Below are 16,716 nucleotides of genomic sequence, written 5' to 3' on the forward strand. Positions count from 1 at the left end.
TTATCTAAATGGGTAGGTAATTGCTGCAAGCTGCTACTCTCGGAATGACTTAATTTCCTCTAACATGGTATCAAGGAGTTTTTCCATTAACCCGACGTCTGTGTTCGATTCAAAAAAGGAAATATTGAGGGTCATGCAATCTTGATACGTACTGACTCCAAGCATCAATCCTGGTGCGTAATAGGCTGGGGAGACTATATATGCATCTGAGGCTTTCACATTATCAAATGTTATCTGACTCGTACTAATAATACCAAAATTTGATAATATCGGTGTGCTTTTTCCATCTATAACGATTTGCTTTCTTACATCCTGTATGATCTTTAATGTGTGTTGGAACTCTAGATTCTCCACAAAGGCAAAAGTAGTTACCGCATCATGCAGAATCTCTTTATTATCGCGTTGATTCTTCATAAATTCGGCCACTTCTTTTATCTTATCTCCAAATGCCCCCGTTGCTTGATTCATAGAGGCGTGAACCACGCCAGACAGGTTGTAAATGGCATCTGCCTTTCCAGTGGGCAAGAATTTCCTTACATTAACAGTCACCATGACTTTGATTTGCTCAGCCGGAACATTCTCCATATGTTGAAATAAAGCTCGCATGTAGGCAGCCAATAACACATCATTTACCGTGAATCCTTTTTGTTTAAATCCTTGCGCCAACTCCATCCACTCTTCGCGAGGTATTCTGCGAATGGCGTGTCTCCTTTTCACTGGTTCTCCGGGCGTAAAAGGAAGCGTTGGTCCCTGTGGCTCTGGAGCCTGCGGCATCCCGCCATTTGGAATGCCCATCTCCTTGAACAAACGATTCTGATCCCTGCCCTCAGGATTTGACTTGGGAACGTAGTGAGGGTTTTTGGCAAGCTCACTATAGATCGAAGCTAGCAAGTGAACGTACTCTATCAACCCTGCACCATCACTGCATAGATGATTCAATTTGATACATAGGATATCTTTGGTCGAGGTCCGCAGAATGCGAACTTTGACCATCGCATCAGCATCGATGTCCATTGGGCTCGACAGCCAATCCTGTATGGCTTGCTCTTCGGAATCAGAATCACCGAGAAGTTGCAAGGAACACCAACCGCTTGACGCCAAGTCGCTGCGTCGCTCCCAATAAGGGTGGACTGGATCTTTGATAAAGCGGCAACCAATGATAGGTTCAGCAATGGTGCTTACCTCTATTGCTTGAAGCAATCGCTGTTGATTCACATGACCGTCCATTTCCACCACCATTTGAAGTTGGCAATCGGAAAGATAGCTGACCATGTAATTAAACCTGTCACTTCCATTAGCAGGCAGTCGTTGTGGTATTGCCATGTTCTGATTTACCTCACTGGCATTCATTTACTACACACCCCTCCAACCAAAATGTCTGAAAGAAAAACAGTCAGGAAAAGATATCCTGACTGTCCTTTTTATCAGCAAATCCAAGGGCTTTCTATCGAATAGAAATCTTGTATTCCTCTAACCACATATTTATTTGAACGAGGTATTCGATCAGCTTCGTTGATTGAGCGAGATTCATAGGTGCTTTTCCATCCAGTACAAATTGGATCACAGACTTATTAATCAATGGTAATAGTGGCGAATTCGGATTCGCTAGAATTTGTTTCATATGGTCCAAAATCGCATGGTAATACTCAGGATGATAGGTCATGGGGTATGCGCTTTTGTTGCGGTACAATACTTCATGCGGCAAATATCCTTTGAACGCTCTGCGGAGCAGGCCTTTTTCGATTTGATCAATATTTTTTACTTTCCATGGAACATTCCATAAATATTCAACCAGACGGTAATCACAATACGGAACACGTACTTCAAACCCCGTATACATGCTCATTCGATCCTTGCGATCCAATAGCAATGGAAGAAAACGTGTGATAAAGAGATACGACATTTTGCGCTGTTGAGCTTCCAAAGCTGTCTCCCCTTCCAAAGGGTGTACCTCTGCAATCCCTTCTTCATACCGCCTGCGAAGATATTCCTGTGGGCGAATCTTCTCGATGGCTTCTTCATTTAAAAAGGAACTCCATCCGTCATGCTCCATCCAAGGGAATTTGCCTGAATTCAAGAACTTCTCCTTCTGAAACCAAGGATACCCGTTAAATACTTCATCTGCCGATTCACCTGATAGCGAGACAGTCGCTTTTTTCTTCATTTCACGGCAGAACAAATAGAGCGAGGTATCCGTCTCTCCTAATCCCGGAAGATCCCGCGCTCGCAACGGCATATGAAAATGAGTAATCAGATCTTGCGAGTTGAAGGCAATCTCTTGATGCCTCGTTTGTACATGCTCGGAGACTGATTTCGCCCATGGCGCATCCAAGCTAATGTGCAGCAAGCCTTCTTCAAAATGCTGATCATTGTCTACAAAATCAACTGAGTAAGTTTGCAACGTCTTCCCTTTTTTACGAAGCTCTTCAGCGGCTAACGCTACCAAGCCACTAGAGTCCAAACCACCAGACAGCATACTAACTAAAGGCAAATCAGAGATTAACTGACGTTGTACCGTATCTTGTAACAGAGCGCGTATCCTTTCTGTCGTGGTATCCATATCGTCAGTATGCACCTTGCTCTCCAGTTTCCAGTACTGGCTTGTCCTGATTTGATCCTTCGTGACTGTTACACAATGTCCAGCTCGAACCTCGTTTATATTGCGGAAAATTCCAAATCCTGGTGTTCTCGCCGGGCCGAGTCCGATAATATCTGCTAATCCATCCGCTTCTACCTCAGGTTTCACTTTTGGATGGGCAAGCAAGGCTTTCAGTTCAGAGCCGAACAAGAAAGAGCTCCCTCGTTGACAATAAAACAATGGTTTTACACCCAAGTGATCACGTGCTAAAAACAATCGATGATTTTTTTCGTCCCAAATGGCGAATGCAAAGATTCCATTGAGATGACGGACACAATCCTCTCTCCATTCCAAAAAAGCGTGCAGTAATACTTCCGTGTCAGAATTGGTTTGAAAGGAGTGTCCGAGTATCTCTAACTGGCGGCGCAGTTCCATATAATTATAAATTTCGCCATTAAACGATAAAACGCACGTCTGATCTCCTTCTCGGTAGATCATTGGCTGCTTGCCGCCTTCGGGGTCGATCACGATAAGACGCCGATGTGCAATAGCTGCCCGAGGAGACAACCAATATCCCTCTTCGTCTGGCCCGCGATGTTGGATCGCTTGGGCCATTTTGTGCAAAATAGCATGCTGGGATGACAAATCGTCATCCCAATCAAGCCATCCCACAATTCCACACATAGTAACCTCTCCTCTTGTTCGTAAATTTAGCGTTGGGGGTGATACTTTAAAACCTGGACCAACTCGCTTACCTTTTGCTCAGGATTCGCTACCAATCCTTCCAAAAGAGTATTCAAGTGCTGCAACATACCGCTAATCTCCGTAGCGTTGAAGAAACGTCGATAGTAGTTGATATGCAGGACTAGCACTTGTTCATAGAAAAGAATTTCCACTCGTAATGGATGCTCCGTCTGCGCGATAGAATCATAGATAGTAGCGCCGAGAACATCATGAAATCCTCGAAAGACAGAAGAGAAATCAGGAAGCTGTTCGCTTACCAGATAACTGTCAAACAAAAGACGATCTCGTGGGATATCACACCACTCGTATATTTTTTTCAGTGGCGTGTACTCGTACTGACTCGTTTCTACTACCTTGGACTGCATGTTTTGGAGCCAAGACAAGAACCTCATGTTTTGCTCGATGTTCACTCGAATGGGCAGAATATTGAAGAAAAGTCCGACAGAATGTTCGACCTCCATCATCGCTATGCTGCGCCCGGAGAAGATTGTCCCAAAAACAACGTCTTCCTTGCCGCTGTAATGATGAAGCAGCAATGCCCACGCTCCTTGTACCAATGTATATGGCGTCAGATGATACTTCTTGGACAAGGATAACAGCGCCGAGGAGACTTCTGGCGATACGATGAACCTTTCCTGAGAATAGGGCGGGTCTTCAGCAGAAATATTCTCTCCGCTCGCTTGCGCCAATTCAGGAGTGGAGCTGGTCATTCCTTCAAGATTTTTCTTCCAAAACGACTCGGCATCCGTTAAGTCCTGCTGTTTTTGTAGTGCAACATAATCCCGATACGGATATACAGGCTGGATATCAATCGCCTTCCCTTGGGAAAACGCTTGATAATATTCGAATAGTCTTTTAACGATTAACGTATAGCTCCAGCCATCCTGCAACATCAGGTTGAAGACATAAATAAAGTAGTAGACATCCTCTCCTACTTGAAGCAGAGCAAGATGTGCATGTGGTGCTTGGCCCATCTCAAACCCTTGTTTTCTAAGCTTTTGAATATAGGATTGCAATTGTTCATCTTGATTAGCTTCAGGAATGCCGCGCCAATCTTCCTGTTTGATGTGGATATCCACTTTCTCATGCACGATCTGCATCGGTTCATCCAGCTCTTCCCAAATGAAGGATGTTCGCAATACAGGGAATTGTTGAATGAGATGCTGCCATGCCTGCTCAAAAGCAGATACATGGAAAGGGCCGCCCTCTATGCGAAAAGCATGATGAACCACATTCAATCCAGGCTCTGGATGATGTTTGTATCGATAAAGCATATTCTCCTGCATGATCGTAAGCGGATAAACATCCTCCATGTATGGATTGTCTACTTTTATCCTATCCAACTGATGCTTTTCAAGAGTTGGTAGCTCAACTGCTGTTGCCGCTCGCTTTGCATTCTGGGTTGTAGCCGCACCTGTAACCTCTGCCAGTTCAGCTATGGTCTGGAATTGGAAAATTTGCTGTGGAGTCAATTCCAGTCCGAGTTGTTTTGCTCTGGCAACCACTCGGATAGTATGAATGGAGTCGCCGCCCAAGCCGAAGAAGTTATTATGTATGCCAACCTTATCCAAGCCCAATATTTCAGCCCAGACATCGGCTAGAATCTTTTCCGTCTCCGTCGTTGGCGGTACAAAATCTCCCTCCATCTCTGGCACTTCAATCAACGGCGCAGGAAGCGCTTTGCGATCCAATTTTCCATTCATGTTCACTGGCATTTCCTTGATAAACTCAAAGATAGACGGAACCATGTAATCTGGCAGCTTATCCCGTAAATAACTACGCAGCTCTGGAATGAACTGACGAGCAACCCTATCTGTCAAAGGATCGTTCGCATACGTTTCGATCGGCTGGTATTTTTTCGCTGGACGGTGCCACGCGGTGACCACTTTGTTACGCTTTCTTTTTTCCAGTAAATGTTCAGGTCTGAGCACAGCCTCATAGCTGCCATCCTCCCTATCACCAACCCAAGCGATATCCACACTGTATCGGAGCTCAGCACCCAACTTCCAAAGCTCCTCAGGGTCTATTCCAGTGCCTGGTTGATTCTGATCTGTTGTCAGTTCTTCCACGGTTTTGAGAATATCACTGTCAGCAAGCAAAGACTGGTAGTGATTCGCCCTGTCCAACCGCAAATTAGGGATATTGGTAAGACCCAAGATTTGCGGTTTATACTTGGTCATGATTTGACGAAGCCCCTCAATATTTTGGAGCCCCTCCTCATGCCAATCCAGCCATGAAAAGTCCTCAATCGGCTGCACTTTTTTGCCGAGATGTAGAACCACATCATAGCGATATCGCGTTAATTCATTATGATGACTCCCACGCTTCAGCTTGATTTCTACATAGCTGATTGAATGCAGCTGCTCTTGAAGCGCATAGAAAAAGGCAGGATCAATGACCAGCTCCTGCTCTTGTCTCATTCGCTTCTGCACCCGGCGCATCAATTGATCGGTGGTCAATGTCGCCGGTGACTTTTCCATTTCAACCTCAGTGAGGAAGGTTTGTAGTAAAGAAAGATTGCGAACATCACCGACAAAGATTGCTCCGTTGTCACTCAGGGAGTGCATGGCCTTTTTCAGCACATCCAACAAATAGTTCGCGTCCGGGAAATACTGCACAACAGAGTTGAGCACAATCACATCGAACTGTTGTCCTTCTAGTCCACTAAAATCATCCGCATAGCTCTTACGCAGTGTTACATTGGATAAATCCTCTCGTTGGTTGATCAGTTTCGCGGTAATATAATCCAACGCCATCGACGAGAAATCTGTTCCCCAATATTGTTCACAATGAGGCGCTATTCGGGATAATAACAGCCCTGTACCGCACCCGATTTCAAGTACCTTTTTCGGTTGCAAGGCAAGGATACGGTCAACCGTCGAATTAACCCATTCACGCATTTCTTCCGCTAAAAGAGGCTGACCCGTATAACTGCTGTTCCAGCTGGTAATGTTGAAATCGGCTTCATATTGATTCTCATCATCATAGGCTTTATCAAAAACATCCTGCCATTCTGATACCTGTTCCGCAGGGAGTGCTTCTTCTGTTGCCGTTTTCAGTTTTTCCCTGGACTGTGAATCTGACACGATATAAGATACCAACTGCTTATGCCCTGGTCTCTGCTCGGATTCATGAACGATCACAGCCGCTTTTTGTACATTTGGATGTTCATCTAATACAGCTTCAATCTCACCCAGCTCGATACGGAACCCTCTTAACTTGACCATAAAATCAATTCGGCCCAGATACTCGATCGTTCTATCAGGCATGTAACGTGCTAAGTCACCTGTCTTATAAAGGAGGCGTGCTCCCCCTTTTTTGCTAAACGGATCAGGGATGAATTTCTCTTCCGTCAACTCAGGACGGTTATAGTATCCACGAGCCAGTTGTACACCACCGATGTGCAACTCCCCAGCAACACCGACAGGAACAGGATTCAGGTGCTCGTCTAACAGATAGATCTGGGTGTTTGCCACAGGGCGTCCAATCGGCACGGATCTAAGCTTGCTTCCTTTCTGGCACGCCCAATAGGTGACATCAATCGCCGCTTCTGTAGGACCATAGAGGTTGTGCAATTCCGCTTCGAGACACTCGAAAAAGCGCTCCTGCGTTGAGTAAGATAAGGCTTCACCACTGCAAATAACTCGTCGCAACGTATCGCAGCCGCTAATTTCCGTCTCCTCCAGGAAGACCTGAAGCATCGAAGGAACAAAGTGCATGGTGGTGATTTTCTCTTTTTTGATCAGACGTGCCAGATAGGTCGTATCTTTATGACCTTCTGGACGAGCTACAACCATGCAGGCGCCCGTCATTAGCGGCCAGAAAAATTCCCATACCGACACATCAAAGCTGAAAGGCGTTTTTTGCATCACCCGATCTGTTTCGTTCAATTGATATTGTTCCTGCATCCATAAAAGTCGATTAACGATACCTCGATGAGCGTTCATCGCACCTTTTGGCTTACCAGTAGAGCCTGAGGTGTAAATCATGTACGCCAAATTATCACTGTTGACTCCGCTTGCCGGTACCACACGGCTCTCGATGCCGATTGTCTCCCAATCTGAATCGAGGCAAATTACTTCTCCTCCGTATTCAGGGAGAGTGTTCTTCAGTTCTTGCACAGTCAATAGGAAAGAAGGATTCGCATCTGTGATCATAAAGGCAACCCGATCTTGCGGATAGCTTGGATCCAGGGGAACGTAAGCCCCGCCTGCTTTGAGGATACCTAGCAGCCCAATGACCATCTCAAATGAGCGCTCCATATAAATACCCACAAGCGTTTCCGCTCTTACTCCCAGTTTCCGGAGATGATTAGCCAGTTGATTCGCCCGTTGATCCAATTCACTGTAAGTGAGCTGTTCCTCTTCAAAAATAACGGCTGGGGCATCTGGTGTTTTGGCAGCCTGAGCTTCGATAATCTCATGAAGGCACATATCCTGCTGTGGGTAGTACGTCTTCGTATCGTTCCATTCAACCAACAGTTTATGTTCTTCATCAGCGGTCAAAATCGGCAGATCTGAAATCGGCTGATTCGGATTGGCGACAATACCTGCCAGCACGATTAGAAAGCTGTTTAACATTCGACTGATTGTCGACTCATTAAAAATATCGGAGTTGAACTCAACGTCCAGGTCAAGGATATCTCCTTTTTCTACAACCTGAATCCAGAGGTCAAACTTGGATGTATGGTTACGGAACTCTTCAAACTTGACCAAGGAAAAGCCCAAATCATCCGTGTCCGATTTTTTCGGCATAGGAAAGTTCTGCAACACAAAGCAGACTTCAAACAGTGGGTTTTGACTCATATTACGCTCAGGCTGCAATTCGTCCACCAATCGTTCAAAGGGTAAGTCTTGATGCCTGTATGCGCTGTTCGCCGTCTCCCTAACACGTGACAATAGCTCTCTAAAGCTTTGATTGCCGGAAAGATTGGTTTTAAGGACCAACGTATTTACAAAAAAGCCGACCAAATTCTCAATTTCCACTCTGTTACGATTCGCTACGGGCACTCCCACCCGGATATCATTTTGCCCGCTGTAACGGTGCAGCAATATCTTTAACGCGGTGATCATGACCATATACAGCGTGGCATTTTCTTGCTCGCTCAGTGCTTTCATGGCATGAGAAAGCGAAGCGGGAATTTGTAGCTTTAGGCTCCCTCCTTGAAACGTTTGGATGGGAGGTCTTGTACGGTCTACTGGCAGCTCTAACGCACTGCTTTCTTGTCCAAGGGTTTCTCTCCAGTAAGAAAGCTGTTTCTCAAGCACTTCTCCTTGAAGCCACTCCCGCTGCCAGATGGAAAAATCAGCATACTGGATCGGAAGCTCAGGCAAAGGTGAAGGCTTGTCCGCAAGATATGCCTGATAAAGCAGAACCATTTCTCTGAAGAAAACCCCGACTGACCATCCGTCGATGATGATATGGTGAACGTTCAAAAGTAGAACATGCAAATCCTCGCCGAGTTTAAATAAAGTAACACGCAAAAGCGGCCCCTTTGACAGATCGAAAACATACATGCTTTCCTCTTTAGCTAGTCGGCGAAACTCATCTTCCCTCTCCTCCTCGGGATGTACAGTAAGATCGACAATGGGAAAAGGAATTTGCCATGCAGGAGTGATAACCTGATACGGCTCCCCGTTTGTGACTTGAAAGGTGGTTCGCAGGGCTTCATGGCGTTTCACGACCTCATGAATACACTGCTCCATGATGTTTGTGTGAAGCTCACCCGATAGATGAAAGGCGGCAACCACATTATAGGCTGGACTGTTTGGTACCAACTGGTCTAAGAACCATAGTCTCTGCTGGGCAAAAGAGAGAGGCACTAAGTCCTCTCTTGAACGCCGCGGAATCCCGGACTTTTTCGTATCCAGCTTTGAGCCTTTCAGCTTCTCAAGCAATGCCAGTTTCTTCTCAGAAAGCTTCGATCTGCTCTCAGCAAGTATCTCATCACTCGATTTAGCTGATTCCTTCTTATTGATCATTGGATTGCTCCTTCCCTATAGATGAATTCATCAGCTTAATAGCTCCAAAATCGTCTCTTCTGGAAGCTCATCAATAACAGCAATCAGTTCCTCTTCAATCAGCTCCGCCATTCCTGCAACGGTTGGCGCCGAAAAGAGATTGTCTAAATTCAAATCAACCGGGAAGCTATTCTTCAATCTGGAAATAATCTGAGTAGCCATGATCGAATCGCCACCCAGGTCTTGAAAGTTTTTGTGGATGTCAACGTTTTTCACTCCAAGTACCTCTTCCCAAGCAGCAGCAATTTTTCGCACGAGTTCGTTACGTGGTGTATCGTCATCGTCAGCTTGTATGACATCTTGATGGATAACGGAGGTAGGCTTGCATACAGGTTCTTCCGCCTGATCACGAGGTACCTCAGTTGATTTGGCTATATCCGCTGCTCTGTGTTCGGGTTTTTCTGCTGTCAGCTCGTAGGTGGCAGCGGCTTCTTGATGGGTGCGGGTGCCTATGACAACTTTGGGTAAACGGTATCGTTCGTTGGCAAAAGGATAGCTTGGCAGTCCTGATAGACGGCTCACCATTCTATTTGGATAGAGAGCTTCCCACTCTATTTCGTTGCCATGAACCCATAGCTCCGCCAGCTTTTTGATCTTCTTGTTCAGAGCGAGATTGCGAATAAAATCCCTTCCCTCTTCTGTGTCGCCGATCTTGATTCCACCCGTTTTGTTACTTTCTCCGATAAACATATCAACCGTTTTTGCTCCATTACCTTGTATGAATTGCTCTAGCTGTCCAATCAGCTGCTCTTTCCTGTTGACCACGACTGCTATTCGATGAGACATGGATTCCTTTGCAGTCTGATAGGTGTAGAGAAAATCTGCCAGGCCCACATCATGATGCTTCTCTATAAATGCCTTTGTTTTCTCAGCATAGGCCACTAATTGCTCACGTGATTCCGCTGATAGCACGAAGACTCCCGTCGCTAACTCTTGACCCTCAACAGGAGCAGAGGATCTTCCTTTGCTTCTATCAAACTCTTCGATCACCAGATGAGCATTGGTGCCGCTGAAGCCAAAAGAGCTGACCGCTGCCAAACGAGAGCCTTTGGAATTGGTCTGCCAGTCTTGCAGCTTGGTATTCACATAAACAGGGCTGTTTTCAAAATCAATGTGCTCGTTCTCTTTGACAAAATGGATTGAAGGAGCCATCTTCTTGTTTTTCATGCTGAGTAAAACCTTGATGACACTCAACACCCCAGCCGCTGCTGTGGTATGACCGATATTGGCTTTCAAAGAACCAATCGCGCAGAAACGTTTCTTCGGCGTGAATTGGCGGAATGATTCACTCAGCGCATGAATCTCTACAGGGTCCCCTAATTTAGTTGCGGTTCCGTGTGCCTCGATATATTGAATGTCCTCCACATCAATCTGTTTTTTCGCGTAAATGGTTTTTTGCAGATCGCTTTGTGCTTGGAAGCTCGGCACGGTGATGCCCAATGTCCGTCCATCCTGATTGGTTCCACTGCCACGGATGACACCATAGATGTTGTCGTTATCCCGCATTGCATCTTGCAATCTTTTTAAAATAACAACGCCAACTCCATCCCCAACTACAATGCCATTGGCACCATTGTCAAACGGACGGCACTCGCCTGTAGGAGAAAGCATCCTTGCGTTACTCATCGAGATAAACGGAGCAGGATGAGAATAAATCGTAACTCCTCCTGCGATGGCCAGATTGACCTCTTCCGTCTTCAGCTTTTGGCAGGCAATATCGATCGCAACCAAAGAGGATGAGCAAGCTGTGTTAACAGCTAGAGCCGGTCCTTTTAGATCAAGGAAATAAGCGATGCGCGATGCGAGTATACTCGTATCCGATCCGAGCATGCCAAAATGAGAGAAATCTTGTTCTACTGTCATTCCCGCCATGGCGCCAATGACGGTTCCAACAGGTTCTCCTCTCAGCATGGACGGGGTGTAGCCTGCGTCCTCTAGCGCTTTATAGCTCTCTTGTAAAAGGATGCGCTGCGTGACATCCATCGATTGGGCTTCGGTAGGAGAAATTTTAAAAAACGCTGGATCAAAGTATTCAATATCCTCCATCGCCCCGTATCTAATCGGAATATCTACTAATGCATTTTCTTTGAAAAAGGCGCGCCAGTCTGGATTCGTAACTTCTTTTATGCAATCTTTGCCCTGACTGACAAGCTCCCAGAATTCATCTTGCCCCTGGGCACCTGCTGTGCGGCAGGAAATCCCAATGATCGCAATATCATCGGAGGCTATTTTCTGCGGTTCGTAGACTTTATGACGAGTCGAGACTCCTCTCTCTGTATAAACAGGCTTCTCTTCAAGATTTCTATGATTTTGGTAAAACGATTCTGTTTGTGCTGGTTGGCGCTCTGGTAGATGAGTAGCGATGTAGCTCGCCAATGCTGCTAGCGTATTATGCTCAAACACAACACTTGTTGGTAGCTTCAGATGAAACTTGCTATTGATGGCTTCGGATAATTGAACGGCATTGAGAGAGCCGATTCCCAACTCCTTTAGGGACTCCACTTCTTCCAGCTCTTCTTGTCTCAAGCCTAAAACGGTAGAAAAGACCTCGATCAGGCTCGCTTTGATTTTTGTCCGATCTGGAATGGACTTATCCGCCATATCGCGTTTTCGTTCAGAATATTCAGATGAAATCGTTTGATGTTGAGCATCAGACACGAAAGGTTTACTGGAATGGAGCTGGCTAGGCACGTATTCCTGCACATGACTAGCAATATAGGTTGCCAATGAATCTAGCGTATTATGCTCAAACACAACACTGGTCGGTAATCTCAGATTGAATTTGCTGTTAATCATTTCGGATAAGGCAACCGCGTTAAGAGAGCCAATTCCTATATCCTTCAAGGTCGCTACTTCTTCTAGTTCTTCTGGGTGAAGACCTAAAACAGCGGCAAAAGCCTCGACCAAGGATTCTTTGATTGTTTCCCGATTCCAATGACTGCTGTAGTCTTGCTGATTTGGAGAGGTGAGCGTTCTCATTTGCTTTTTCGGATAAGGAATATAACCGCTGTTTACCATTTCCGCTAATGCTTCTGGATAAGGTCTCTTATTCGATAGTTTGCCGGCATTCCATTCACAACGCTTCGTGTACGCAAGATGCGGAGCCTTTTTCAGCTTAAACAAGCAATAGCTAATCCAGCCTTTTTCAAGAGAGATGGATTGGTTCACCGTGTTGATATACAAATCTTGAACAGCTTTAGGCAGATGCTTGATGTACTGTTCCACATCAGGATCATGCAAGGAGTTAGCAATCTGCGGCGATACGTCGATGATTTCATCGATCACGAACTGATGCTCCGCTAAAAGCTCAATCCACTCTTGAACGGTGGGGATCGTGATTTCTACGTTCGGGTCTACGATCGGTCCTCGCGTATTGGCTATATAATCGATCAACAGAACCGTTCCCTCTTCGTTCAGAGAAGATGAGATATTGTGAAATAATCCGTGTTTGTTTCGAATATGGAAGCTCACTTCAATCCCAACAATGATGTCGTAGAGATCGGGAAAGGAATCCTTCGAGCTGTCTTTATTGAATATCTTCGCACGAGCTCCCAGGTTTTTCTGCGCGATCCGTTGATTTCCAAGCTCTGCTTGCGCCTTAGTAATTGTAAAGCCATGGGTTTCAATATGCGGATAGAGCTCTGCTATTTGAATCACATCTGTCCCATGACCGCATCCGAAGTCCAATACCTTTTGCACACGAGAAAAATTTTCTTTGCAAAATAGTACTTGGCGCATCTCTACTTGCTTCTCTCTTACCATTTCTCTTTCCAATGGATATTTTTCAGGGTTCAAGATGACACGGCTCATTGAAAAGCCTGGAATTTTCCTTTCAAATGGGCATACGGTCAAGTAATCTTCCGAAAACTCTGCTTCGCTGCTGTTGGCACTATATGTATAAATCTCAACGGCTTTGTTTTCGAATTCTGGATGAGCGGATGTCATGCTTGTCTCCCTCCTAGAGCGATTCGTTTGATTGGGTTCTATCCAACACATTCTCCTCTTAAACGGATAGGTTGGGAGCTTAGCTACTCGGAATAACTCCTTCCCTTCATGCAGCTTTTGCCAAGGGATGGGATTGCCTAGAACCCACAATTTTGCTAGTTCGCCTATATCTCTTGATTCGATTGCCTGAGCAACCCGGTCTGACATCAATTCTTTGTGATCCTTGAGATCTGCCAAAAAGCATTGTTCCGTCTCTTCTTGATGTTCCAACCAGCGTTCCAGTTGCTGTAAAAGCTCTGTTTGACTATTGGTGATGACAGCTAAACGGCAAGACATTTCTTCTCTTCCGATTTGAAGAGTGTAAGCAGTATTTGCTACATCAATATCCTGGTTCTTATGCAAATAACCAATCCAACGTTGAATGTACGCATGCAATCTCTCTTTATTCTTGGCCGAAAAGATAAACAGCTCAGGTTCTGGGTCGTTTACTCTGTTTGATGATGACAGGGTTTGAGGTTGCAGGTTGCGGTCGTATTCCTCAACGATAAGATGGGCATTCACTCCACCGCCGCCAAAGCTGGTAATGCCTGCTCGTCGGGGGACTGTCTGCCCATCTACTGTGACCTTCTTCCATTCTGATACTTCTCGCTGCAATTGAAATGGGAGTTGATCAAAATGAATATTCGGATTCAATTCGTCAGGCATTAAGGTTGGAACCAGCGTCTGATGCTGTAAGGATAAAATCACTTTCATTAACTGCGACATACCAGAAGCTGATTCACAATGCCCGATATTCGGTTTGACCGAACCGAGTCGATAATTCCCTTCTGTTCCTTGACGGTTGTGAAAAGCTTTCGTCACCGCTGTCATTTCTACGGCATCTACTATGTCTGATCCATAGGCAGAGGCTTCTAGATAACTAATGGATCGAGGGTCCAGTCCACTTTCTTCCAACGCCTCTCCAATCACAGCTGCAATTGGATTGGGGCTTGGTGTCATGTAGCCATTGGCTTTGCCCTTATGGTTGACGGCGGTTCCTCGTATCACGGCATAGATATGGTCCAGGTCCTGTACAGCCTGATCGTAATCCTTGAGAACAATAGCACCCACTCCCTCGCCCGGTACAAAACCAATTCCGCCATTCCCAAAGGCAGCACTGTCAGAAGTATGGGAGATAAGCTGTCCCACAGTCAGACCGAAGTAGGTATGTGGATGTGTGTACAGATTCACTCCACCAGCAATCGCCATGCTTCCCTTCCCGTTCCGGATGTATTCACATGCTTCATGAATCGCTACCAAAGCTGAGGAACACATCGTATCGATCGGCATACTTGGACCTTGTAAATTCAAATAGTACGAAGCCCGATTGACCATCGATGAATACGAGGTTGTCGGAAAATGATGGGTGGTTTCTGTACTATACAAATGAAATCCTTGTTTCGTAATCCCACCAAAAACCCCCGTTCTCTTGCGCAGCTCGGTAGACATCTTCGATGAGGCATAACCCGCATCTTCTAACGCCTTCCAGCACTCTTCTAGATAAAGGCGCTCTTGAGGGTCTATATTTTCTGCTTCTCGCGGAGTCATTTGAAAAAATAACGGATCAAACTGATCAAAGTCTTCTAAGAAAGCGCCCCATTTGCTATAGCTTTTTCCTTTGGAAATAGCTTCCTCCCGATTTGGATGATAATACGCTGTCCAATCCCAACGCTTTTCTGGGATTTCTGAGATAGACTTTTTACCCTGTACTAAATTTTCCCAAAACTCGTCCAAGGTGTTCGCTTGAGCAAAGCGCCCACTCATGCCAATAACCGCTATTTTACCGGAGGACGCAGGCTTGGATGCCGTCATTTGCGAGTGAGTAGAAGACGTAAATGCTCTCGTTTTTCTTGGGTTTCGTTTCACTTCGGTTTTCGGCAATTGATCAAACTCAGCATGATCTTCCGTTCGATTTGGCTCCTGCTCCTGCTTCTGCTCATCTACTCCTGTGAACGAAATCAGCGCTTCTCTTTGTGTCTCTATTAAATGTTGTACTAAGTCATCCACCGTCTGATATTCAAAAAACAAAGTACCGCTGATGGTTTCACCGAAAATTTTCCGAAATTGATTGATCAGTTGTACAGATAAAATGGAATCCATACCATATGCCTCTAAAGGCTCCGTAGTATCCATTCGATTAGTCGGCATTTTCAGCGTTTCAGCGATCAACTGTTTGATGTATTCGGTACTTCTTTCGCGCAGGACATCCTCGAATGCCCTTCCTTTTGGAGCGGAAGGCATGTTCACTCTCTTTGCTTTTGACTGTTCCGCATTTACGCTCGGCTTAGGTTTAGGCTGTTTTATTTGCTGTTGGCGGATCACGCCGTCGCTTTCGGTAGCAATAATCTGCTGCCCCATCGCATGCGCCTCGTCTGTTGGGAAAAAGACCGACTGAAACCCTTCTTCCTCCAATACTCTCAGCCACGTTGACGAAGATAACCCAGGGCAGCCTGAGATGCGCAGCTCTGGGTCTTCGTACAGCCACCATCCCTCCAGCAAACCAAAGGTAAGATGGAGGAAGATGGTATTTTTACTCATTTCATTTAGCAGAAGCAAGCCGTTCTCCTTTAATACGGCTTTCGCATTCCGCAAGGTTTGACGAATATTTTTGGTGGCGTGCAGTACATTTGCTGCAATCGCAATATCATATTCGCCTAGATCAATTCCTTGTCCCACAAGCGGCTCTTCTACGTTGAAAATCTGGTAGGTCAAATAAGGATAGCTTGGTCCATACTCTTTTTCTGCATGCATGAAAAAGGCTTTGGACAGGTCTGTGTAGCAATATTCCTCGATATGCTCTTGATACGCCTTTAGTTTTTGGAAAACAACGGCACTCGTTCCTCCCGTACCTGCCCCAATCTCGAGAATGCGAATGCGTGCCGCAGCATCTTGGTTCAGCCGTTCCTCAACAAAAGCAACCAATGTATCGGCAAGCACTTCATTGAAGTAGTCGGAAACCGTGTTATTTTTGTATACCTTCTCGACTAATTCCATCGACGAATTGGGAAAGATGACTTCTGTGGCTCGCACTTTTCCCGTGAGTATTTGCGGTAAAGCACGCAAGGTTGCCTCTACGAGCTTGACTTGCGCATTCGTATCCGGATTCTTTAGCCAAACCTCTTTTTCTTGCTCCCATTCTTGCCAGACAGCGGCACTAGAAATGGGAGCAGGATCGATCACGGTAGATGTTGCGCGATCGTAAACGAGATAATCATTCTGAGCCAAAACAGAAGCCGTTTCTTCGAGCCACATGTCATATAAGTCAAGCAGACCGCTTTTTCTTTTGAGATCGCTGAGCGCCTGATTCTTTTTTGTAAAGCAGCCAAGCGACTGCATTTGACTCCACAGTAACTTTAAAAGAAGCTCGTCCATTTTGTTCATTCTAGGCAC

The 16,716-nt window shown here is 45.6% G+C and carries 4 protein-coding genes; all 4 read right to left on the reverse strand.

Going from position 1 to position 16,716, the window contains the following annotated elements; translation table 11 throughout:
- Positions 1-33: 33 nt before the first annotated feature.
- The gene (locus tag ACFYU8_RS08670; protein WP_390293965.1) at positions 34-1,350 is read right to left on the reverse strand and encodes a condensation domain-containing protein; all 1,317 of its coding nucleotides are present in this window, start codon (positions 1,348-1,350) and stop codon (positions 34-36) included.
- 94 nt (positions 1,351-1,444) lie between these two features.
- Positions 1,445-3,262 carry an asparagine synthase (glutamine-hydrolyzing) gene (gene asnB / locus ACFYU8_RS08675; protein ID WP_390293963.1) on the reverse strand — a complete coding sequence of 606 codons (1,818 nt, stop codon included), beginning with the start codon at positions 3,260-3,262 and terminating at the stop codon, positions 1,445-1,447.
- Between the two features lie 26 nt (positions 3,263-3,288).
- Positions 3,289-9,303: an amino acid adenylation domain-containing protein gene (locus tag ACFYU8_RS08680; protein WP_390293961.1), complete on the reverse strand. Its 6,015-nt coding sequence runs from the start codon at positions 9,301-9,303 to the stop codon at positions 3,289-3,291.
- Between the two features lie 30 nt (positions 9,304-9,333).
- On the reverse strand, positions 9,334-16,707 hold the full coding sequence (locus ACFYU8_RS08685) for a beta-ketoacyl synthase N-terminal-like domain-containing protein (protein WP_390293959.1): 7,374 nt from the start codon (positions 16,705-16,707) through the stop codon (positions 9,334-9,336).
- Between the last annotated feature and the right edge of the window lie 9 nt (positions 16,708-16,716).

This window comes from Brevibacillus sp. NPDC003359 (genome assembly GCF_042878995.1).
Taxonomy (GTDB): domain Bacteria; phylum Bacillota; class Bacilli; order Brevibacillales; family Brevibacillaceae; genus Brevibacillus.

Bases quoted from the DNA above. Each gene is read 5' to 3' on its own strand.
- ACFYU8_RS08680 (WP_390293961.1), bottom strand. From the start codon at position 9,303: ATGATCAATAAGAAGGAATCAGCTAAATCGAGTGATGAGATACTTGCT.
- ACFYU8_RS08685 (WP_390293959.1), bottom strand. From the start codon at position 16,707: ATGAACAAAATGGACGAGCTTCTTTTAAAGTTACTGTGGAGTCAAATG.
- asnB (WP_390293963.1), bottom strand. From the start codon at position 3,262: ATGTGTGGAATTGTGGGATGGCTTGATTGGGATGACGATTTGTCATCC.
- ACFYU8_RS08670 (WP_390293965.1), bottom strand. From the start codon at position 1,350: ATGAATGCCAGTGAGGTAAATCAGAACATGGCAATACCACAACGACTG.